This window comes from Pseudomonas lyxosi, from assembly GCF_047758685.1.
GTDB classification, from domain to species: domain Bacteria; phylum Pseudomonadota; class Gammaproteobacteria; order Pseudomonadales; family Pseudomonadaceae; genus Aquipseudomonas; species Aquipseudomonas lyxosi.
In genome coordinates, this window is record NZ_CP180481.1 from 1,987,452 (window position 1) to 2,008,633 (window position 21,182).

At 60.0% G+C, this 21,182-nt stretch carries 19 protein-coding genes and 1 riboswitch; of the genes, 12 read left to right on the forward strand and 7 right to left on the reverse strand.

Translation table 11 applies throughout. From position 1 onward, the window contains the following. Positions 1–30 precede the first annotated feature (30 nt). Complete coding sequence (locus ACMXYI_RS09280) at positions 31–798, forward strand: glycosyltransferase family A protein (RefSeq protein ID WP_415772975.1); 768 nt, start codon at positions 31–33, stop codon at positions 796–798. Positions 799–802: 4 nt separating this feature from the next. Then, the gene (locus tag ACMXYI_RS09285; RefSeq protein WP_415772977.1) at positions 803–1,951 is read left to right on the forward strand and encodes an O-antigen ligase domain-containing protein; all 1,149 of its coding nucleotides are present in this window, start codon (positions 803–805) and stop codon (positions 1,949–1,951) included. Positions 1,952–1,993: 42 nt separating this feature from the next. Here ACMXYI_RS09285 and ACMXYI_RS09290 read toward each other — a convergent pair whose 3' ends face one another. Further along, positions 1,994–2,635 (reverse strand): toluene tolerance protein, encoded by a 642-nt coding sequence (locus tag ACMXYI_RS09290; RefSeq protein WP_415772979.1) that lies wholly within the window; start codon positions 2,633–2,635, stop codon positions 1,994–1,996. A 115-nt stretch (positions 2,636–2,750) separates the two neighbouring features. Between ACMXYI_RS09290 and msbA the strand changes: the two genes are divergently transcribed. Beyond that, entirely contained in the window at positions 2,751–4,550 is a 1,800-nt protein-coding gene (msbA, locus tag ACMXYI_RS09295; protein ID WP_415772980.1) for a lipid A export permease/ATP-binding protein MsbA, read from the forward strand. Positions 4,551–4,797: 247 nt separating this feature from the next. Then, positions 4,798–6,222, forward strand: a complete 1,425-nt coding sequence (gene hldE, locus ACMXYI_RS09300) for a bifunctional D-glycero-beta-D-manno-heptose-7-phosphate kinase/D-glycero-beta-D-manno-heptose 1-phosphate adenylyltransferase HldE (protein WP_415772982.1) — start codon at positions 4,798–4,800, stop codon at positions 6,220–6,222. Positions 6,223–6,350: 128 nt separating this feature from the next. Here hldE and ACMXYI_RS09305 read toward each other — a convergent pair whose 3' ends face one another. From ACMXYI_RS09305 to ACMXYI_RS09320, 4 genes are all read right to left on the reverse strand, one after another. Beyond that, positions 6,351–7,319 (reverse strand): metal ABC transporter ATPase, encoded by a 969-nt coding sequence (locus ACMXYI_RS09305; RefSeq protein ID WP_134419771.1) that lies wholly within the window; start codon positions 7,317–7,319, stop codon positions 6,351–6,353. A 32-nt stretch (positions 7,320–7,351) separates the two neighbouring features. Continuing rightward, entirely contained in the window at positions 7,352–8,164 is an 813-nt protein-coding gene (locus ACMXYI_RS09310; RefSeq protein WP_415772984.1) for an aldo/keto reductase, read from the reverse strand. After that, positions 8,161–9,336, reverse strand: a complete 1,176-nt coding sequence (locus ACMXYI_RS09315; RefSeq protein ID WP_415772986.1) for an NAD(P)/FAD-dependent oxidoreductase — start codon at positions 9,334–9,336, stop codon at positions 8,161–8,163. The genes ACMXYI_RS09310 and ACMXYI_RS09315 overlap by 4 nt, the downstream gene beginning before the upstream one ends. Before the next feature lie 153 nt (positions 9,337–9,489). Beyond that, positions 9,490–9,822 (reverse strand): DMT family transporter, encoded by a 333-nt coding sequence (locus ACMXYI_RS09320; RefSeq protein ID WP_008027887.1) that lies wholly within the window; start codon positions 9,820–9,822, stop codon positions 9,490–9,492. Positions 9,823–9,925: 103 nt separating this feature from the next. Between ACMXYI_RS09320 and ACMXYI_RS09325 the strand changes: the two genes are divergently transcribed. After that, complete coding sequence (locus ACMXYI_RS09325) at positions 9,926–10,828, forward strand: LysR family transcriptional regulator (protein ID WP_415772988.1); 903 nt, start codon at positions 9,926–9,928, stop codon at positions 10,826–10,828. 11 nt (positions 10,829–10,839) lie between these two features. Continuing rightward, positions 10,840–12,117 carry a lipid IV(A) 3-deoxy-D-manno-octulosonic acid transferase gene (waaA, locus tag ACMXYI_RS09330; RefSeq protein WP_415772990.1) on the forward strand — a complete coding sequence of 426 codons (1,278 nt, stop codon included), beginning with the start codon at positions 10,840–10,842 and terminating at the stop codon, positions 12,115–12,117. A 72-nt stretch (positions 12,118–12,189) separates the two neighbouring features. Here waaA and ACMXYI_RS09335 read toward each other — a convergent pair whose 3' ends face one another. Then, entirely contained in the window at positions 12,190–13,623 is a 1,434-nt protein-coding gene (locus ACMXYI_RS09335; RefSeq protein ID WP_415772992.1) for a TolC family outer membrane protein, read from the reverse strand. A gap of 192 nt (positions 13,624–13,815) precedes the next feature. Then, a riboswitch (TPP riboswitch) is annotated at positions 13,816–13,921 on the forward strand. A 163-nt stretch (positions 13,922–14,084) separates the two neighbouring features. Here ACMXYI_RS09335 and thiC point away from each other — a divergent pair. Beyond that, positions 14,085–15,974 carry a phosphomethylpyrimidine synthase ThiC gene (gene thiC, locus ACMXYI_RS09340; protein ID WP_415772994.1) on the forward strand — a complete coding sequence of 630 codons (1,890 nt, stop codon included), beginning with the start codon at positions 14,085–14,087 and terminating at the stop codon, positions 15,972–15,974. 145 nt (positions 15,975–16,119) lie between these two features. Further along, a complete protein-coding gene (gene cytX / locus ACMXYI_RS09345) occupies positions 16,120–17,412 on the forward strand; it encodes a putative hydroxymethylpyrimidine transporter CytX (RefSeq protein ID WP_415772996.1) in 1,293 nt (430 codons plus the stop codon). Here the strand turns inward: cytX and ACMXYI_RS09350 are convergent. Further along, the gene (locus tag ACMXYI_RS09350) at positions 17,381–18,127 is read right to left on the reverse strand and encodes an RsiV family protein (RefSeq protein WP_415772998.1); all 747 of its coding nucleotides are present in this window, start codon (positions 18,125–18,127) and stop codon (positions 17,381–17,383) included. The two genes, cytX and ACMXYI_RS09350, sit on opposite strands and share 32 nt — an antisense overlap. Positions 18,128–18,355: 228 nt before the next feature. On the opposite strand from ACMXYI_RS09350, the gene ACMXYI_RS09355 reads away from it, so the two are divergent. From ACMXYI_RS09355 to ACMXYI_RS09370, 4 genes are all read left to right on the forward strand, one after another. Next, positions 18,356–18,973 carry an NUDIX domain-containing protein gene (locus ACMXYI_RS09355; RefSeq protein ID WP_415772999.1) on the forward strand — a complete coding sequence of 206 codons (618 nt, stop codon included), beginning with the start codon at positions 18,356–18,358 and terminating at the stop codon, positions 18,971–18,973. Beyond that, complete coding sequence (locus tag ACMXYI_RS09360) at positions 18,964–19,416, forward strand: DUF1249 domain-containing protein (protein ID WP_008153350.1); 453 nt, start codon at positions 18,964–18,966, stop codon at positions 19,414–19,416. The genes ACMXYI_RS09355 and ACMXYI_RS09360 overlap by 10 nt, the downstream gene beginning before the upstream one ends. A 258-nt stretch (positions 19,417–19,674) precedes the next feature. Then, complete coding sequence (cpdA, locus tag ACMXYI_RS09365) at positions 19,675–20,490, forward strand: 3',5'-cyclic-AMP phosphodiesterase (protein ID WP_415773001.1); 816 nt, start codon at positions 19,675–19,677, stop codon at positions 20,488–20,490. A 63-nt stretch (positions 20,491–20,553) separates the two neighbouring features. Further along, positions 20,554–21,162, forward strand: coding sequence for a YqiA/YcfP family alpha/beta fold hydrolase (locus ACMXYI_RS09370; RefSeq protein ID WP_008153348.1), 609 nt, complete (start codon positions 20,554–20,556; stop codon positions 21,160–21,162). Positions 21,163–21,182 lie beyond the last annotated feature (20 nt).

A 21,182-nucleotide genomic window follows, 5' to 3' on the forward strand; every position in this document is an offset into this window, starting at 1 on the left:
ATTAAACAACCAATGGTGCGGTGCAAATAAATGCTGTTCAGCGAGACTAGCGACATTTCGGTAGTAATCACTAGTTGCGGTCGCTTCGATCTGTTGAAGCGTACCCTCGAGACGTTTGACCGGTACAACACGGCTCCCATCCGTAAAGTGTTCATTACAGAGGACTCCGGCGACAGCGCCGTAGAGGCCTGTATTCCGGAGCACTGGAGGGCGCATACCCAGTTCTTCATCAACAAGCCACGCCTGGGTCAGTTGCGATCTATCGACGCCGCTTACGCTCAGGTGCAGACATCGTGGATTTTCCACTGTGAAGACGACTGGGATTTCTACCGCGAAGGGTTCATCGAAGAGTCCCAATGCCTGCTGGAGGAAGATCCGCAGGCACTGCAGGTGTGGCTGCGCAGCTTCAATCATGACCTGATGGTTCACAGTCCTTACGTGTTCCTGAACGAGCGCAAAGTCAGCCATGGCATTCCTTTCTACGTACTGGGCTCGCAAAAAGCCGAGTGGCAAGGTTTTTCCTTTAATCCAGGGCTGCGCCGTCGTGCGGATTACTTGTTGCATGCACCCTATTCCGGATTTTCCGGGGAGAAAGACCTGTCGCGTCTGTACGCTGGCGAAAACCGTTATGCGTTGATTCTGGAAAACGACGCGGTATTGCACACCGGTTTCGGTGAGCATGTGGTGGTTCCCAAGGAGCGGGAGAACAAATTACGGCGTAAACGTCTCGATCGGCTGAAGCTGATCGCAGCTCTTATCTTGGGTCTGGCAATAGGTTGGGTACTCCATGGAATTTAGCGGCATGAAGCCAGGAAAGAACACCGTGGCGTATTTCGGAACGGTGCTCTGTCTGTTTCTTTTGAGCTTTGTGGTGGGCTGGTCGTCGAAGTGGACCAATAACCTGTTCTACGTCCTGATGGCATTGCCGGGCCTGGTCTTCCTGATCAAGGAGCGCGGTGCGGGCTTGCTCAAGGAGCCGCTGGCATGGGGCTGGCTGGCGTTCATTCTGTGGTTTCTGGTGCCTGCGACGATTGCTGGGCAGATGCAGTTCTACAAACACGTCTTCTATGTACTGATGTTCGTCATGGTGGCCGGCGCCCTTACCGATCCGCAGTTCTTCCGCAGTGCGGCGTTTATTCGCGCTCAGTTCTGGATCCTGACGTTATACATCTTCGGCAGCGCACTCTACGGTTGGGCAACCGGTGAGTTCGCCGTCGGCGGCCGGGTGGCATTACTTCCGGCACGCTTGGAGAACGTCATCTACGCCAGCATTTGGCTGTTCTGTGCGTTGGCGCTGGCGCTGCCAATCTGGCTCAGGGAACGAAAGTATATCGAAGGTGGCCTGGCCATCGTTTTGTCGGTGTTCGCGGTAGCCTTCGTCCTGCAGACGCGTACCGCGTTTGTGGGGGCTGTGTTCCTGTTTGGCATCTGGTTGCTTTACGGCATTTACCTCAAGCCGCGGCTGGTTGGCACTGCGGTGGCGATTGTCGCGGTTGTTTCAGGCCTGCTGTTCCTGGTGGTGCACAACGAAGCCTGGTACCAGTCCCTCTGGAATCGAGGCGATTCGTACCGCCTCGAGATTTTTCATATCATGGTCGGCGAGTGGCGCCACTGCGGCTGGGCACTGGGCTGCGGCATCAACTTTCACACCGCCCAGGTGCTCGATGGCTGGATGCCGATTCAGCATCCGCACAACATTTTCGTAGCGCTGGGGCTGTACAGCGGTGGAGTTGCGCTGGCGTTGTTCGTAGCGCTGATGGTCGCAAGCCTTTGGCAGGCCTGGCGTCTGCGCGACGCTTGGGGTATGTACCTGGCGTGTGCGCTGGTGATGCTGAATTTCGATGGCAGTTTGCTGATCGGTAACCCTGACGAGTTGTGGCCGCTGGTGCTGCTGCCCGCCGCGATGATCCTGTCTCGCGTGCTGAAGGCGCGACAACCTGCGCTGGCGTAATGCCTGACCTTCGCCTCCTCCCCGGAGGCGAAGGCCGTCAGATCATTTTTGCAGGGCGACGCTCAGCTCCTCCGGGGAGCAGATGCTCTGGGTCTGGCCATAATGGTTCATGAAGACTTCGCCGTGACCGTCGAGCAGCCATTGCCGATCTTGCGGATAACGCACCATATGCTTGAAGTTGCGCAGCCGCAGAGTCTTGCGCAGCGGACGGCGATACACCCGCATGTCGGCGATGTCGATCAGGCCCAACTGATGCTCGGGTGTGAGCACGATGTTGCCCAGGTGCGCCGAGCGAAAATAAATCCCCCGCTCATGCAAAGTGGCCATGAAGACCCCCAATTGACCGCGCAACGGATCGGCATCGCCCTGGATGTCCAGCAGCTGACGCAGGGTCTGGCCCGGCAGTGGATCGTAGTGCACGGCATCGCGTTCGATACTCGCAATACGGTAAACCTGACGAATCGACGGGCAGGGGATGTGCCGTTCACGCAACGCATCGCAGTTGTCGGCAAAGCGTTTGGCGTACGGGTACCACGCGGCCGACGTCAGCAGGCGTTTGCGGCGAAACAGTTTGAGTATTGAACCGTCCGTCAACCGCAGAACCTTGTCCCCCGAACCATCCGCTTCAAGGACTTGTGCTCCCTCGCGGAGGGCGAGATATCGGGTGTGATCAAGCGCTTGCATCAATACTCCGGGTTGGGCGCCGTGAGGCATGGATAGCCGGCCATGTTACCGCAGCTCAGCGACTAAAATGGCCTGTGTTACACTCGCGGGCTCTTTTCTCATACAACGGGTTCTCATGACCAGCCCTGATTCGCCTGCGCCGTCGAGCTTGAAGATTTACCTGCGCCTGCTGTCGTATGTGCGCCCGTACTGGGGCATGTTTGCCATCAGTATCGTCGGCTTTGTGATTTTTGCCTCGACGCAGCCCATGCTCGCAGGGATTCTCAAATATTTCGTCGATGGCCTGAGCAACCCCGAAGCGGTGCTCTTCCCGACTGTTCCCTATCTGCAAGACTTGCAGTTGCTGATGGCCGTGCCGCTGCTGATCATCCTGATCGCCGCCTGGCAAGGCCTGGGGTCTTTCCTGGGTAACTACTACCTGGCCAAAGTCTCCCTTGGGCTGGTCCACGACTTGCGTGTCGAGCTGTTCAACAAGTTGCTGGTATTGCCCAACCGTTATTTCGACACCCATAACTCCGGGCACCTGATTTCGCGCATCACCTTCAACGTGACCATGGTCACCGGTGCGGCCACGGACGCCATCAAAGTGGTCATTCGTGAAGGCCTGACCGTGGTGTTCCTGTTTGCTTACCTGTTGTGGATGAACTGGAAACTGACCCTGGTGATGCTGGCGATCCTGCCCATCATCGCGATCATGGTAAGCAGCACCAGCAAAAAATTCCGCAAGCAGAGCAAGAAAATCCAGGTGGCGATGGGCGACGTGACTCACGTGGCCTCCGAAACCATCCAGGGTTATCGCGTGGTGCGCAGCTTCGGCGGCGAGAGCTATGAAGAACGTCGTTTCGCCGAAGCCAGCCAGGGCAACACCGACAAGCAACTGCGCATGACCAAGACCGGTGCGGTCTACACGCCCATGCTGCAATTGGTGATCTACACCGCCATGGCCGTGCTGATGTTCCTGGTGCTGTTCCTGCGCGGCGATGCCACCGCCGGTGACCTGGTGGCCTACATCACCGCCGCGGGCCTGTTGCCCAAACCGATTCGGCAGCTGTCGGAAGTCAGTTCGACGATCCAGAAAGGTGTCGCCGGTGCCGAGAGCATTTTCGAGCAACTGGACGTCGAGCCGGAGATTGACAAGGGTACCGTCGAGCGCGATCGCGTCAGTGGCCACCTGGAAGTGCGCAACCTGAGCTTCACCTATCCGGGCACCGAGCGTGAAGTGCTGAAGAACATCAGCTTCACGGCGGCACCGGGGCAAATGATCGCCCTGGTCGGTCGTTCGGGTAGCGGCAAGTCGACCCTGGCCAGCCTGATCCCGCGTTTCTATCACCACGAAACCGGCGAAATCATGCTCGATGACGTGGAAATCGAAGACTATCGTCTGCGCAATCTGCGTCGGCACGTGGCGCAGGTGACGCAGCATGTGACCCTGTTCAACGACACCATCGCCAACAACATCGCTTACGGTGACCTGGCCGGCGCACCACGAGCCGACATCGAAAAGGCCGCCACGGATGCTTACGCGATGGACTTCATCTCGGAGATGCCGCAGGGCCTGGACACCCAGGTCGGGGAAAACGGCGTGTTGCTGTCCGGTGGCCAACGTCAGCGCCTGGCGATTGCCCGGGCCTTGTTGAAGAACGCACCGTTGCTGATTCTCGACGAGGCAACATCGGCACTCGATACCGAGTCCGAGCGGCACATTCAGGCGGCACTGGATCAGGTCATGAAAGGTCGCACCACGCTGGTGATTGCTCACCGGTTGTCGACCATCGAGAAAGCCGACCTGATCCTGGTCATGGACCATGGCGAAATCGTCGAGCGCGGCACCCACGCTCAACTGCTCGCGCAAAACGGCTACTACTCGCGCCTGCATGCGATGGGCCTCGACGCCCCGGTTGGCGACATCGCCTGACCCCACAAAAGGGGTGAGCCTGGCTCACCCCTTTTGCACACCCGGCGTGCAATGCGCCCGGTGATTGGTATTCAGACCTTTATCTTTCTTGACCAAGCCTGAATAACTCTGCGCACCACGGTCGGATTTTCTGATCAATAAATGAGCAGATAGCCCCGCCGAATCATCCCATTGCAGCCGTCACACAAGCCCACGCCAACCCTGTGTTAATATCGCGCCCCTGTTCATTTTGTATGTGGGTTGCTCCATGAAGTTGTCCATGCCGCGATTCGATCAAGCCCCTGTCTTGGTGGTCGGCGATGTCATGCTCGACCGTTACTGGCATGGTGGTACCTCACGGATTTCCCCTGAGGCGCCGGTACCGGTAGTCAAGGTCGAGCAAATCGAGGACCGCCCGGGCGGTGCCGCCAACGTTGCGTTGAACATTGCCGCCCTCGGTGCACCGGCCTCGCTGGTCGGCGTGACCGGCGACGATGAAGCCGCCGACAGTCTGGCCAATAGCCTCAAGGGCGCTGGCGTGCGGGCGTTGTTCCAGCGTATCGCGCACCAGCCGACCATCGTCAAGCTGCGGGTCATGAGCCGTCACCAGCAACTGCTGCGTATCGACTTCGAAGAACCTTTCGCCACCGACGCGTTGGCGTTGGGCGAGCAAGTCGACGAATTGCTCGAAGGCATCAAAGTGCTGGTGCTGTCCGATTACGGCAAAGGCGCGCTGAAAAACCATCAGGTGCTGATCCAGGCGGCCCGTGCCCGTGGCATTCCGGTGCTGGCCGATCCCAAGGGCAAGGATTTCTCGATCTATCGTGGTGCGAGCCTGATCACCCCAAACCTCAGCGAATTCGAAACCATCGTCGGCGGTTGCGCCGATGAGCACGAGCTGGTGAGCAAGGGCGCGCAGCTGATGCACGACCTCGACCTCGGCGCATTGCTGGTGACCCGCGGCGAACACGGCATGACCTTGTTGCGTCCGGATCATCCGGCGCTGCACCTGCCAGCCCGTGCCCGTGAGGTGTTCGACGTGACCGGTGCCGGCGACACGGTGATTTCCACCCTGGCGGCAGCGATTGCCGCGGGCGAAGAACTGCCTCACGCGGTGGCTTTGGCCAACCTGGCGGCGGGCATCGTGGTCGGCAAACTGGGTACGGCAGCCATCAGCGCACCGGAACTGCGTCGCGCCATCCAGCGTGAAGAAGGTTCCGAGCGGGGTGTGCTCGGCCTTGAGCAGTTGTTGTTGGCGGTCGACGATGCGCGTGCGCATAAAGAGAAGATCGTCTTCACCAACGGCTGCTTCGACATTTTGCACGCCGGCCACGTGACCTACCTCGAGCAGGCGCGGGCCCAGGGCGATCGTTTGATCGTTGCGGTCAACGACGATGCGTCGGTCAGCCGACTGAAAGGTCCGGGTCGTCCGATCAACAGCGTCGACCGTCGCATGGCCGTACTGGCAGGTCTGGGCGCCGTGGATTGGGTGATCAGCTTCCCAGAAGGCACCCCGGAAAACCTGCTGCGCGAAGTCAAGCCGGATGTGCTGGTCAAGGGTGGGGACTACGGGATCGAGCAAGTTGTCGGCGCGGACATCGTGACCGCTTACGGCGGCACTGTGAAAGTGCTGGGGCTGGTGGAAAACAGCTCGACCACCGCGATTGTCGAGAAGATCCGCAAGTCCGAGTGAGGCTGATCGTTCCCACGTCGAGGCGTCGAACCGTCCGCGTGGGAATGCCTCAATGGACGCTCTGCGTCCGCTGTTGGGACGCGGAGCGTCCCGGGCTGCATTCCCACGCGGAGCGTGGGAACGATCAATCAAGAGCTGACTTTCTTGCGCGGTACGATTCTCTTCAGCAATTGCTTCGCCTTCCCACGCAACCGGGCTAACCCGGAATCCTTCCCCGGCGGGCTCAAGCCCTGTTGCCGCACCCAATCCTTCCAGCGAATCCGCTCATCCTTCACCAGCCAGCCTTCCTGCTGGGCAAAACTCTCTGCCAGGTACAACCCGCGAGTGCTCGCCGGGTACAACTGGTCCTTTTTCAAGGTATAGAGCTCGGCCATCGGCTGGCCGTCCTGCAGTGGCATCAGATACAAATCGGGACGTTTCCGATCGAGGCGGGCCACCAGTTGATCGCCTTCCAGTCGTTCGTCGACATGGAACAGGCTCAGGGATTTGGCTTCCTTGGGCACGTCCAGGCGCAAGTCGTAGATCAATTGCAGCGAGGCCGTCGGCAAATGCACGTAAGCCCGCGGGCGTTCGATCAACTGCATCTTGGCGCAACGCACCGGCCGCGCCGAGCCGGACAGCGGCGTCAGGCGAAACGGCAGGGCTTCGCGATAATGCAGCGCGGACGAGTAGGGCGCCGGCAGCCAGGTGTCATTGAAACGCCCGCCGAGCCAGCCCTCCGGGGTTTCCAGCAAGCACTCTTCGGCAATTTCCTGAATCGCGGTGTGCAGCGGCAGGTTCAGCTCATGGGCGGGCACGTAACCGGAGATCAGCTTGAGCACCACGTCGCCGCGGTCTTGCCGACGCTGACGCACCAACACCCAGTAATCGCGGTTCTGCCAATGCAGGGTCAGGCGCACCGAAACCCCGAGGTTGGCCAGCTCAAGCGAAAACCGCTGAGTATCGGCTACCGTCACCGGGCGGCGACGTTGCAGCGTCTGGGAGAAATTGAGCGGCATCCCGACGCTTTGATAACTCAGGCCTTCGGGAGTCGCTTCGACAAATAACGGCAGGGTCTTGAAGTTGCTCGGGTTCTTTCTTATGAGCGTACGCGGCATGTCGGCTCCTGCTTAAGGCCGCGTGGGCGGCATCAGTTTCTACGTAGGACCTGGGCAACGGTCGCGACGTTATGGGCGAGGTGCAGCGGATTAATGGTCCCGACAATAGCACTGGCAACACCCGGATGTTCAAACAACAACTCGAAGCTTGCGCGAACAGGGTCCACACCTGGGCTCAGGCAAACATGACCGCTGGCGAGGGCTTTTTTGACTAGAATGGCTTTGCCGTGAGCAGCAGCATAGTCAATGACCGGCTTCTCGTTCTGTTCGTTCAAATTGTAGGTGACCATCGCGCAATCACCTTGTTCCAGAGCCTTCAAACCACCTTCGACGGTTTTGCCGGAAAAACCGAAGCCGCGAATCTTGCCTTCACTCTTCAGCGCCGCGAGGGTCGCATAGACTTCGCTGTCGTTGAGGATCGCCAGGTCGTTGCCATCGGAGTGCACCAGCACCAGATCGATGAAGTCCGTTTCCAGCCGTTGCAGACTACGTTCCACCGACAGCCGGGTGTGGGCGGCGCTGAAATCGTGGCTCGACTGGCCGTCGGTAAACTCTTCGCCGACCTTGCTGACGATCACCCAATCCTGGCGCTGCCCACGCAGCAACGGACCGAGGCGTTCTTCGCTGCGGCCATAGGCCGGTGCAGTGTCGATCAGGTTGATGCCCAGATCGCGCGCGAGTTTGAGCAGCATGCGCGCTTCGTCATCATCGGGAATCTGGAAACCGTTGGGGTACTTCACGCCTTGGTCGCGGCCGAGTTTTACCGTGCCCAGGCCCAGTGGCGAAACCATCAGGCCGGTGCTGCCCAGCGGGCGATGCAGATCGTGCAAAGTCGGTTGGCTCATGGCAGCAGTTGCTCCCAGGCAGGGACGCCCATCGGCGGTTTTGGCAGGTCGGGCAGCGACGCCGGATGGCTTGGCTGGATGCCGTCGCGCTGCAAGGACGCGATGACGCGATCAGCAAAGTCCGGAGCCAGCGCCAATTTGGTTGGCCAACCGACAAGCAACCGGCCTTCTTCGGCAAGGAATGCATTGTCAGGACGGGTCAGTCCCGATTGCAGAGGCTCGGCGCGATCTACTCGCAAGGTCGCCCATTGCGCTGTGCTCAGGTCGATCCATGGCAGCAACTGGCCGAGTTCTTTCTGCGCGGTGGCGATTTGCTCGGCGGGTTCACGGGCGACACCTTCGGCTTCAGCGATATCGCCGCCCAGATACCAGACCCACTGACCATCGGCGGCCGGATGGGTGGTCACGGTAATGCGCGGCTTGGTGCCGCCGCCCAGGCAGTGGGCATACAGCGGTTTGAGCCCCGGACCTTTGGCGATGATCATGTGCAACGGCCGGCGTTGCATGGCGGGTTGGCTCAGCCCCAGGGCTTCGAGCAGCGCTGCTGTACCGGCACCGGCGCTCAAGACAATGCGCTGGGCGCGGATTTCGCGCTCGTCGACTTTGAGGCCGACCAGAACGCGACCCTCCAGCAACGGTTCGATTTTCTGACCGGCGAGCAAACCATCACCCGCCAGATCGGCGAGGCGCTGAATCAGGCTCGGCACGTCGATCACCAGTTCTGCCAAGCGATAGACCTTGCCCTTGAAGCGCTTGTCTTGCAGGGCGGGTGGCAGTTGCTCGCCCTTGACCTGATCGACACGGCCGCGCACTGCCTTGCTGGCGAAGAAACTGGTGAGGTTGCCGGCGATCGTGCCGGGGGACCAGAGGTAATGGGCTTCGGACAGCAGGCGCACGCCGGTCAGATCGAGCTCGCCGTCACCGGCCAGGGCTTCACGCCAGCGCCGAGGCATGTCGGAGATGGCTTCCGAGGCACCGGTCAGGGCGCCATGCAATGCGTACTTGGCGCCGCCATGGATGATGCCTTGGGATTTCACGCTTTGCCCGCCACCGAGGCTGGCGCTTTCCACCAGCACGGTCGAAAAACCCTGGCGGCGCAGGCGCGCATTCAGCCAGAGGCCGGCGACACCAGCGCCGACAATCAGAACGTCGGTGGAAATAACGGATGGCATGCAGCGACCTCAGTGTTCAAGACGAGGGCGCAGTATACAGACTCGACGAAGAGGGGATTTGTTGGTGATCAACGCAGCGAATGCAAAACCCTGTGGGAGCGAGCAAGTCGGATCGCCGCACCGCCGCTCCCACAATGGATCGTGTTTCAGGTTTTAGTGGCCGGCGGTTTTCGAGAAGAGCTGGATCACTACAACGCCCAATACGATAAGCGCCATCCCCAGCATCGCCGGCACATCCAGCTTCTGCCCGTAGATAAACAGCGCCGCGACGCTGACCATTACGATTCCCATGCCGGCCCACACCGCGTAAGCCACGCCCACCGGAACGCTGCGCACCACCAGCGTCAGCATCCAGAAGGCGATGCCGTAGCCGACAATAACCAGAATCAGCGGCAGCGGGGTGCTGAAGCCTTTGACCGCTTTCATCGAAACGGTGGCGATCACTTCGGCGCAGATGGCAATGGCCAGGTAGTAGTAAGCGGTCATAGGTGCATCCTCGTGTGAAGTGTTGCTTTCTGAGGTCGGCATTTTAGAGATTCTCCAGATGCGGTAAAGTCATTACCTATCTGTTCTGAAGATGGGTTGAGCCATGAACACGCAATGGAATCTGGAGCAGCTGCGGCTGTTTGTCAGCGTAGCGGAGCAGCGTTCGTTTTCTGCGGTAGCGCGGGATCAGCGCAAGGCGCAGTCGGCGGTCAGCAGTTCGATTGCGCTGCTGGAAGAGGACCTGGGCGTCAGCCTGTTCGACCGCAGCAGCGGCCGCCAGCCGAAGCTCACCGAGGCCGGTAACGCATTGCTGGATGAGGCACGGGAAGTGCTGCGCCAGTGCGAACGCCTTAACGGTCGGGCGCTGGCCATGATGCGCGGCCAGGAGGCGCGTTTGCGTGTGGCCCAGGATGAGGCGATGCCCTATCAGCCGATCATCGAAAGCTTCGAAGCCCTGGCTCAACAATTTCCCAGCCTTGAAGTACAGCTGACCAGCGCCGCCCAAGGCGATGTGGCGCGCAAACTGGTGGAGCGTCGAGCTGATCTGGGGCTGCTGTTTTATCACGACCAGATTCCCGAAGCGCTCGAGCGGCGGGTGTTGGGCAGCGTCGAAATGGTCACGGTGTGCGGCGTCGGCCACCCACTGGCGAAACAGGCTCAGGTTGATTGTCAGCAACTGGCGCAGCATCGTCAGTTGCTGATGTCCACACAGTCGAGTGTTTACCCCGGCAGCGAGCCGGCCAGCCCGCAAGTCTGGCGGGCCGACAGTTTCTACGTGATGGCTGAATGGCTGGTGCGCGGTCTCGGTTGGGCCTGGCTGCCGCGCCACGTGGTGCAGTACCCGGCGTATCAGGATCTGATGGTCGAACTGGTCAGCGAATGGACCCCGCCAGCGCTGGTGGTGGAGCTCGTCTGGCGCCGCGATGAGCCTCTGGGGCCGGCAGCTCGTTGGCTGGCGGAACGTTTTGCCGTGCACTTGCAGGCGATCGGTGAAAAAAGCCGATAAACTCCGCCGCCATGAATAGAACTCTCTACACCGCGCTGTTTTACCTGGGGCTGCCATTGGTAGCGATTCGGCTTTGGCTGCGGGCGCGCAAGGCGCCGGCGTACGCCAAGCGCATTGGCGAACGTTTCTCCGTCGGGTTACCGGCGATGAAAACGGGCGGCATCTGGGTGCACGCGGTGTCGGTGGGCGAAAGCATTGCCGCGGCGCCGATGATTCGCGCCTTGCTGCAACGTTATCCACAGTTGCCCATCACCGTGACCTGCATGACCCCGACCGGTTCGGAGCGCATCCACGCGCTGTTCGCCAATGAGCCACGCATCCAGCACTGCTATTTGCCTTACGACTTGCCTTGCGCAGCGAAGCGATTCCTTGATCGGGTCCAGCCGAAACTGGCGGTGATCATGGAGACCGAACTCTGGCCGAACCATATCCATCAGTGCGCCAGGCGCGGGATTCCCGTGGCCCTGGCCAACGCTCGACTGTCCGAGCGTTCGGCCAAGGGCTATGGCCGCTTCGGCAAACTGACCCAGCCGATGCTCGCCGAGATGAGCCTGTTCGCGGTGCAGACCGAGGCCGAGGCCCAGCGCTTCCGCGATTTGGGTGCGCGTTCGCAAACCGTGGAAGTGACCGGCTCGATCAAGTTCGACCTGACCATCGACCCGGCACTGCTTCAGCGTGCCGCCGAGTTGCGTGCGCAATGGCAGGCGCAGGAGCGTCCGGTGTGGATCGCCGCGAGTACTCACGAAGGTGAAGACGACGTGGTGCTGGCGGCTCATCGTCAGTTGCTGGCCAATCATCCCGATGCGTTGCTGATTCTGGTGCCGCGCCATCCGGAGCGTTTCAACCCGGTGTTTGAGTTGTGTCGGCAGCAGGGCTTCGCCACGGTCCGTCGTTCCGCTGGCGAACCCGTCACCGCCGGCACTTCGGTGCTGCTGGGCGACACCATGGGTGAGTTGCTGTTTCTTTATGCCTTGGCTGATAGCGCTTTTGTTGGGGGTAGTCTGGTGCCGAACGGCGGGCATAACCTGCTGGAACCGGCCGCTCTGGCCAAACCAGTGTTGAGCGGACCGCACCTGTTTAACTTCCTCGAAATTGCCGCGCAACTGCGCAGTGCCGGGGCGTTGCAGGAAGTGGAGGATGCCGAAGGGTTGGCGTTGGCAGTGCAGCGGCTGTTCGAGTTGCCGCGCGATGCGCAGCGGATGGCAGAGGCGGGGTTGGAAGTGATGCGCACCAATCAGGGCGCATTGCAGCGATTGCTGGATGGGTTGGACAGGTTGATTCAGCGCTAACCCTGTAGGAGCAAAGCTTGCTCGCGATGGCGGTTTCAAGGGCGCCATCGCGGGCAAGCCATGCTCCTACAATTAAGGACGGGCTTTAAGCTGATCCGCCGCCGCCTTCGCCAGATCCGGCGGCAGGAAGTCTTTATCCGGGTTGTAATCGGCCTTGAGATAACGCGCCAGGTCCTGCAAATCCCCCGGGTTCAAGGTGCCCGCGGCCTGCTTCAAGCGCAGGTTGTCGAGGATGTAGTCGTAGCGGGTGTTGTTGTAGTTGCGCACCGAGGTGTACAGCTGACGCTGCGCATCCAGCACGTCGACGATGTTTCGCGTACCCACCTGATAACCGATTTCGGTCGCTTCCACCGCACTTTGGTTGGAGATGATCGACTGCTTGCGCGCCTGCACCTGCTCCACGTCGGTGTTCACCGCGCGGTGCAGGTTGCGGGTGTTTTCTACCACTTGCCGACGCAGGGACTCGCGCTGTTGTTCGGTTTGATCCAGGCGCGAGTAAGACTCGCGAACCTGTGAAGTGGTCAGGCCGCCGCTGTAGATCGGGATACTCAATTGCAGCGCCAGCGTGCGTTGCTCGACGTTACCGCCGTAAGGCGTACCGAAGGCGTTCGGGTTGCTGAAACCCATGGCGTCGTTGTCACCTTTCTCGTATTTCGCCACGGCATCCAGGGTCGGTGCGTGACCGGCCTTGCGCTGCTTGAGGGTTTCTTCGGCGGCGCTGACGGCGTAGTTGCTGGCCAGCAAATTCAGGTTCTGTTTGGCGGCGGTGTCGACCCAGGCTTTGGCGTCGTTCGGTGCCGGCGGCAGAATCGGCAAGGTGTGGACGATACCCTGGATCGAGTTGTACTGACGATTGGTCAGGGTGATCAACGCTTCAAACGCATCATCGACCTGACGCTGCGCGACGATCCTGTTGGCTCGCGCGGTGTCGTAACTGGCTTGCGATTGCAGCACGTCGGTCTTGTCCGAGAGGCCGACGTCGAAGCGCTCGTTGGACTGATCGAGTTGGCGTTTGAACGCCGCTTCTTCGGCCTTGGTCGAGGCCAGATTGTCCTGGCTGCGCAGCACGTTGAAATAGCTTTCGGACGTTTGCAGGATCAGGTTCTGCTCGGTTGCCGAGAGCTGCAGTGCAGCCTGTTCGTTGACGTCCTTGGCGGCCTGATACTGGAACCAGCGATCGGCACGGAACAGTGGCTGGGCCAGGGTCGCCTGATAGGAATGGGCACTGCGATTGGCGACGGCCGACGGTTGATCGAGGTCGGTGCGCACGTTGGCGACCTGGGCACCGCCAGAGATGTTCGGTAACAGCCCGGCGCGAGCCTGGGGCACGACTTCTTTCTGGGCGCCGTACTGAGCGCGGGCGGCAGCCAGGTCGGCGTTGTTGTCCACCGCTTCCTGGTAGACGCTGACCAGATCGGTCTTGGTCGATAAGGGCGCTTCTGCTGCCCAGGCCATTCCATTGGACGCACAAGACACGGCAAGGGCCAGTGAGAGTTTGCGCAGCATGAGGCCATCCCTAAAAAATTACGCTGATAATTTGAGCGCCAAGGCTACGGCGCGGCCCATACAGCGTCAAGGCGCAGCATGGCATGGCGAGTGTAGTTGCGCCCACGTGCGGCAACAATCCTGTAATTGCGCCATTCATCATGGTGTTTACCTCGGTGTTGGCGTTCTTAGCCAGTTGTGTCTAGACTGGCCGGGTTCTTGTCGGGGTGCCTTGCTATGAGGCTGAGATCGAATAATTTCGGATCCCGTTGAACCTGATCAGGTTAGCGCCTGCGTAGGGAACAAGATTTCTCGTCACCCGGCGAGTCCTCTTGTGCTTCGTCCGGGATGTTGTTCGACAATCGAACACCCCTCGAGCACTGAGCGCAGCACTGCTGGTTTTCCCAGCTCCCGTGCGTCCATTCGATTACAGGTTCGCTCCGACAAAAATCCACTGCCTGGATGTGTTTGGAGAGCCCGTGATGACGATAAAACTAAAAAACACTACGAACCTGAGTGATTCGGCCCAAGTCGATCAGCAATCGGTTCAGCCGTTTACCCGCTCGCAAAAAATCTATGTTCAGGGCTCTCGCCCGGACATCCTCGTGCCGATGCGTGAAATCAGCCTTGATGTGACCCCGACCGATTTCGGCGGTGAGATCAACGCGCCTGTCGTTGTGTACGACACCTCGGGCCCCTACACCGACCCCAACGTCATCATCGACGTGCGCAAAGGCCTGGCCGATGTGCGTTCGCCGTGGATCGAATCCCGTGGCGACACCGAGCGCCTGCCGGGTCTGAGTTCCAACTTCGGCCAGGAACGCCTCGCCGATGCGGAGCTGACCAAGCTGCGTTTCGCCCACGTGAACAACCCACGCCGGGCCAAGGCCGGTGCCAACGTCAGCCAGATGCACTACGCCCGCAAAGGCATCATCACCGCCGAGATGGAATACGTCGCCATCCGCGAAAACATGAAGCTTGAAGTAGCGCGCGCCGCTGGCCTGCTGGACCAGCAACACGCCGGTCACAGCTTCGGTGCCAGCGTGCCGAAAATCATCACCCCCGAATTCGTCCGTGAAGAGATCGCCCGCGGTCGCGCGATCATTCCGGCCAACATCAACCACACCGAACTGGAACCGATGATCATCGGCCGTAACTTCCTGGTGAAGATCAACGGCAACATCGGCAACAGTGCCTTGGGTTCGTCCATCGAAGAAGAAGTGGCGAAATTGACCTGGGGCATTCGCTGGGGTTCGGACACGGTCATGGACTTGTCCACCGGCAAACATATTCACGAAACCCGCGAGTGGATCATCCGTAACTCGCCGGTGCCGATCGGTACGGTGCCGATTTATCAGGCCCTGGAAAAAGTCGGCGGCGCTGCCGAAGACCTTACCTGGGAGCTGTTCCGCGACACGCTGATCGAACAGGCCGAGCAGGGCGTCGACTACTTCACCATCCACGCCGGCGTGCTGTTGCGTTACGTACCGCTGACTGCCAAACGCGTGACCGGTATCGTTTCCCGTGGTGGTTCGATCATGGCGAAGTGGTGCCTGGCGCACCACAAAGAGAACTTCCTCTACACCCATTTCGAAGACATCTGCGAAATCATGAAGGCCTACGACGTCAGCTTCTCGCTGGGCGATGGCCTGCGTCCGGGCTCGATCGCCGACGCCAACGACGCGGCACAATTCGGTGAGCTGGAAACCCTCGGCGAGCTGACCAAAATCGCGTGGAAACACGACGTGCAGTGCATGATCGAAGGCCCGGGCCACGTGCCGATGCAGTTGATCAAAGAGAACATGGACAAGCAGCTTGAGTGCTGTGACGAGGCGCCGTTCTACACCCTCGGCCCGCTGACCACTGACATCGCGCCAGGCTACGACCACATCACCTCGGGTATCGGTGCGGCGATGATCGGCTGGTTCGGTTGCGCGATGCTCTGCTACGTGACGCCGAAGGAACACTTGGGTCTGCCGAACAAGGATGACGTGAAGACCGGGATCATCACCTACAAGATCGCCGCCCATGCCGCCGATCTGGCAAAAGGGCATCCGGGGGCACAGATCCGCGACAATGCCTTGAGCAAGGCGCGTTTCGAATTCCGTTGGGAAGACCAGTTCAACCTGGGCCTTGATCCGGACACCGCTCGTTCGTATCACGATGAGACCCTGCCGAAGGATTCGGCCAAGGTTGCGCACTTCTGCTCCATGTGCGGACCGAAATTCTGTTCGATGAAGATCACTCAGGAAGTTCGCGAATACGCGGCCAACCAGCGCATCGAAACCGTCGACGCCGAAGTCGCCCAGGGATTGGCGGAACAGGCCGAGCGGTTCAAACAGGAAGGCAGTCAGCTGTACAAGAAGGTTTGATCCCGTACTGATCGTTCCCACGCTCCGCGTGGGAATGCCTCTTGTGACGCTCTGCGTCACGCTTTGGGACGCGGAGCGTCCCGGGCTGCATTCCCACGCGGAGCGTGGGAACGATCACAACAAATGTCCCTCTGAGATAACACCCTTGAGCATTCAACCCAGCACTTATTCCCCTGATATCGCGGTGCCCAAAGACAAGCGTGTCTTCGGCGGCCGCGATTTGTTTTCCCTGTGGTTCTCCCTCGGCATCGGCCTGATGGTCCTGCAGACCGGTGCATTGCTCGCGCCAGGTCTGGGCCTGTCCGGCTCGTTGCTGGCCATCTTCCTCGGCACGCTGGTCGGCGTTCTGCTGCTGGCCGCGGTCGGCGTGATCGGCAGCGACACCGGCCTGTCATCGATGACCGCACTCAAACTCAGCCTCGGCAAACATGGGGCGAGCCTGCCGGCCGTGCTGAACCTGCTGCAACTGATCGGTTGGGGCTCGTTTGAAATCATCGTCATGCGCGACGCCGCCAGCCTGCTCGGCGCGCGTGCCTTCAGCGAAGGCAGTCTGCTGTCGAATCCGCTGCTGTGGACCGTGTTCTTTGGTGGTTTGGCGACCTTGCTGGCCGTCAGTGGTCCGCTGACATTCGTGCGGCAGATCCTGCGCAAGTGGGGCATCTGGTTGCTGCTGGCCGCGTGCATCTGGCTGACCTGGAACCTGTTCGCCAAGGCTGATCTGGCGGCGTTGTGGGCGCAGGCCGGTGACGGTTCGATGTCGTTCGCCGTGGGCTTCGACATTGCCATCGCCATGCCGCTGTCCTGGCTGCCACTGATTGCCGACTACTCGCGTTTCGGCAAGCGTGCGAAAAACGTGTTTGGCGGCACGGCGCTGGGTTTCTTTATCGGTAACTTCTGGCTGATGAGCCTCGGCGTGGCCTACACCCTGGCGTTCGCGCCGAGCGGTGAAGTGAATGCCTTGCTGTTGGCATTGGCCGGTGCCGGTTTGGGGATTCCGCTGCTGCTGATCCTGCTGGATGAGTCGGAAAACGCCTTTGCCGATATTCACTCGGCAGCGGTTTCGAGCGGGATTCTGTTGCGCTTGAAAGTCGAGCATCTGGCCTTGGCCATCGGCGTGATCTGCACACTGATCGCGTGCCTGGCGCCATTGGCCCAGTATCAAAACTTCCTGCTGTTGATCGGTTCGGTGTTTGCGCCGCTGTTCGGCGTGGTGCTGGTGGATCACTTCATCCTGCGCAAACGCAGTGCTCGCGTGGCGTCAGCCGCATTGCGCTGGCCGGCGTTGCTCGCCTGGTTGGGCGGGGTGAGCACCTATCATTTGCTGGCTAATCTGTATCCGGATATCGGCGCAACCCTGCCGTCACTGATTCTGGCAGGGCTGCTGCAACTCGTGCTGGGTCGGGCCTTCAGTTACGGCCAGGAAACAGCTCGGGTTTGATAATGCCGTTCAGGCGAGGGTAGGGGATCTTCAGTTCGACGTGACCCAGCGCGTAAGGCGCGATGGTGCTGGTTTCGTACTTGAGGATCACCCCGCCATAGGTGAGTGCCACGTTCTGGGTTTTCTGGAAATGCCACTCCTTCAGGAACTCCGGTTCCTGATCGAGCTTGGTGCTGATCAGCCAACTGTTGTGCGCCACCTGCGCGGCTTTCCAGAACGCCTCTTCCTGCCCCGGCACCAACATGTCCGACAGCGTCAGCACTTTGTGTTGCTGGCGTGAATAGTTGATGAAGCTGCGGCCCGGCGTGCCATGGGCACCGCCGGTGTCCAGGTAGCTGGAGAATTCAACGATCACCAAGCCGTCATGCTGCTCACGTACCTTGGCTTGCAGGTAACTGCTGCTACGCGGACCGGCACTGCTCAAAAATTGCTCGCGATACGCTGCCAGCGTCGGCGCCACCGGGGCGTCGGGCGAGGTGCGGGTCATTTGCAGCAGGCGTTTTTCGATGATGCCGTCCAGCTGTGGTTCGGCCGGGAAGCGCAGCGTATCGATGTTCACCAGCGGGCAGTCAGGTGTTGTGCAACCCGGTTTCAGCTGTTCGGAAGCGTCGCGGGTGGTTTCCAGCGGCGTCCGGTAGTTGGGTTGGAACAAACTCTGGCAGGCGCCCAGGGTCAGGGCGATTGCAGCCACGGAGGCGATTTTAAAAAGCGACATGGGCGTCCTTCATAAAACAGGGAAAGGCAAAAAGTTATCCGCTTCGACTCTCAACGAAGCAGTCAGTTCGCCACTAAGCTAATTAGAGTTGGTTTCACCCTCACCGTCTATCCCGCTGACTGTAAAGGGGCTGCATCAAATGTCGCGGGCGCGTTAGGATGGCGCGAAGTCGAGGTTGCAAGTAACAAAAAGGAGCCTCGTAACGGATTTGCAGTAAAGAGGATTGTCATGACTGATTTTGCCAACGCCATTCCGACCGCCGTTGATATCGTTCGGCGCGAAAAGTGCTATGAGGGCTTCTACAAGCTCGATCGTGTGCACTTGCGTCACGAATTGTTCGCCGGTGGCATGAGTCGCGAGATCAATCGTGAAGTGTTTGTTCGCCACGATGCGGTGTGCGTACTGCCTTACGATCCGCAGCGCGATGAAGTGGTGTTGATCGAGCAGTTTCGCGTCGGCGCCATGGGCAAGACCGACAATCCATGGCTGATCGAACTGGTCGCCGGTCTGATCGACAAGGATGAAGTGCCGGAAGAAGTTGCTCACCGCGAAGCGCAGGAGGAAGCTGGGCTTGTGTTCGGGGCGCTCTGGCCGATGACCAAATACTTTCCATCGCCGGGCGGCAGCAATGAATTTGTGCACTTGTACCTGGGGCGTTGCGACAGCACCGGCGTCGGCGGCCTGCATGGGCTGGAGGAAGAAGCAGAAGATATCCGCGTCACGGTCTGGGCGTTAGAAGATGCCCTGCAGGCCGTACGCGACGGACGAATTGCCAACGCGGCCAGCATCATTGCCTTGCAATGGTTAGCTTTGAACCGCGCTGAAGTGAGGGGGTTATGGTCGTAAACAAACTGCGCGATCGCTATAGGGTCGACCTCGTGGGGCTGCAAGCCTCCTGCGAGGCCAACTACGCGCGCCTGATGCGACTGTTGCCGGACATGCGCAACGAGCCGGAGGCGCGGCGTATTGCCGTGACTCATGGCGACCAGATGCTCGGCGTGCTCGCCCTTGAAGTGCTGCAGGTCTGTCCGTACACCACAACCCTGCAAGTGCGCCAGGAACACAGCCTGCCGTGGCTGCCGGTGCCGCAGCTGGAAGTTCAGGTCTATCACGATGCGTGCATGGCCGAAGTGGTCAGCGCCGAACATGCGCGACGCTTTCGCGGCATCTATCCTTACCCGAATGCCTCAATGCATCAGCCGGACGAAAAGGCCCAGCTGAATATGTTTCTGGGCGAATGGCTGAGCCATTGCCTGGCCTGCGGACACGAGTACGCCGTTGTGCGCTGAGCGCCCTATCTCCCAAATATGCTCATTTTTGGCGGTGTTCATTGTCGCCATGCTGCGTTGCCGCTCCTCCCCATAGCCAGCTATGAGTCGTCGCGGCGCCTTGCCTGACGACAATGACCACTCGCCAAAAAAAGAGCATATTTGGGAGATAGGGCGCTGAGTGTGAACTGCGTCAGGTTCACAAGTTTCCCCTTTTGATCATCCCCCAGCATAATTGCGGCACTCATCCATCCCGTGATTCAGCCTTGGGAGAACGCCTTGCCAAGCGTATCCATTTTGACCACCGCCGATTCGGCGTTGCTGGTGCAACTTTCCGACAGTCATCTGTTTGCCGAGACGGACGGGACGTTGTTGGGCATGAATACCCGGGACAGTCTGCAAAAAGTCATCGAGCTGGTGCGGCTTCAGCAGCCGCAGATCGACCTGATCATTGCCAGTGGCGATCTGTCTCAGGACGGGACGCTGGAGTCCTATCAACTGTTTCGCGACCTGACGCGCCAGCTCGATGCGCCGGCGCGCTGGATTCCCGGTAATCATGATGAGCCGCGGATCATGGCTGAGGCTGCCGTGCAGAGTGCGTTGCTGGAGCCGGTGGTGGATGTCGGTAACTGGCGCGTCACGTTGCTCGATTCGGCAGTGCCGGGTTCGGTGCCGGGGTATTTGCAAGATGAGCAGCTACAGTTGCTGGCCCGTTCGTTGAGTGAGGCGCCGGAGCGCCATCATCTGGTGTGCTTCCATCATCATCCGGTGTCGATCGGGTGTGCGTGGATGGAGCCCATTGGATTGCGCAATCCAGACGCTTTGTTTGCAGTGCTGGATCGGTTTCCGCAGGTGCGCGCTGTCTTATGGGGACATGTGCACCAAGAGATCGATCAGGATCGCAAGGGTGTGCGGCTGATTGCCTCGCCTTCGACGTGTATTCAGTTCGAACCGGGCAGTGATGATTTCAAGGTCAGTGACCAGGCACCGGGGTATCGCTGGTTGCGGCTTCTGCCGGATGGCCAGCTCGAAACCGGCGTGGAACGCGTTACGGGTTTCGACTTTCAGGTCGACTACGGCTCCAACGGCTACTGATATCCCCGATTCCCCCGACTCCCTGTAAACTGCGCCTCTTTACCCGACGCACAGGGAGCTCAAATGTCTGGTTCGATCCTTTATATACACGGTTTCAACAGCGCGCCTTCGTCTAAAAAGGCCACGCAGTTGGTACAAGTGATGGAGCGTCTGGGCTTGAGCGATCAGTTGCGCGTCCCGGCCTTGCATCACCATCCGCGCGAGGCCATCGGTCAGCTAAACAAGGCGATTGAGGAGCTTGGGCGGCCACTGCTGGTCGGCAGCTCACTCGGCGGCTACTATGCGACTCACTTGGCCGAACGCCATGGCCTCAAGGCCCTGTTGATCAACCCTGCCGTCAGTCCGCACCGGATGTTCGACGGGTATCTGGGGACGCAGAAAAACCTGTATACCGATGAGGCCTGGGAATTGACCCACGACCACGTGACGGCCCTGGCCGAGCTGGAAGTGCCGGCGCCCCAGGACCCGCAGCGATATCAGGTGTGGTTGCAGACCGGCGACGAAACGCTGGACTATCGCCTCGCCCAGCAGTATTACCGGGCCTGTGCCTTGCGCATCCAGGCCGGCGGCGACCATAGCTTCCAGGGTTTTGCCGAGCAATTGCCGGCAATGCTGAGTTTTGCCGGCATCGGCGCAGATTTGTATCAGGCGATCGATTTCACAGCACTGTGAACCGTCGCCTCTTTTTCACA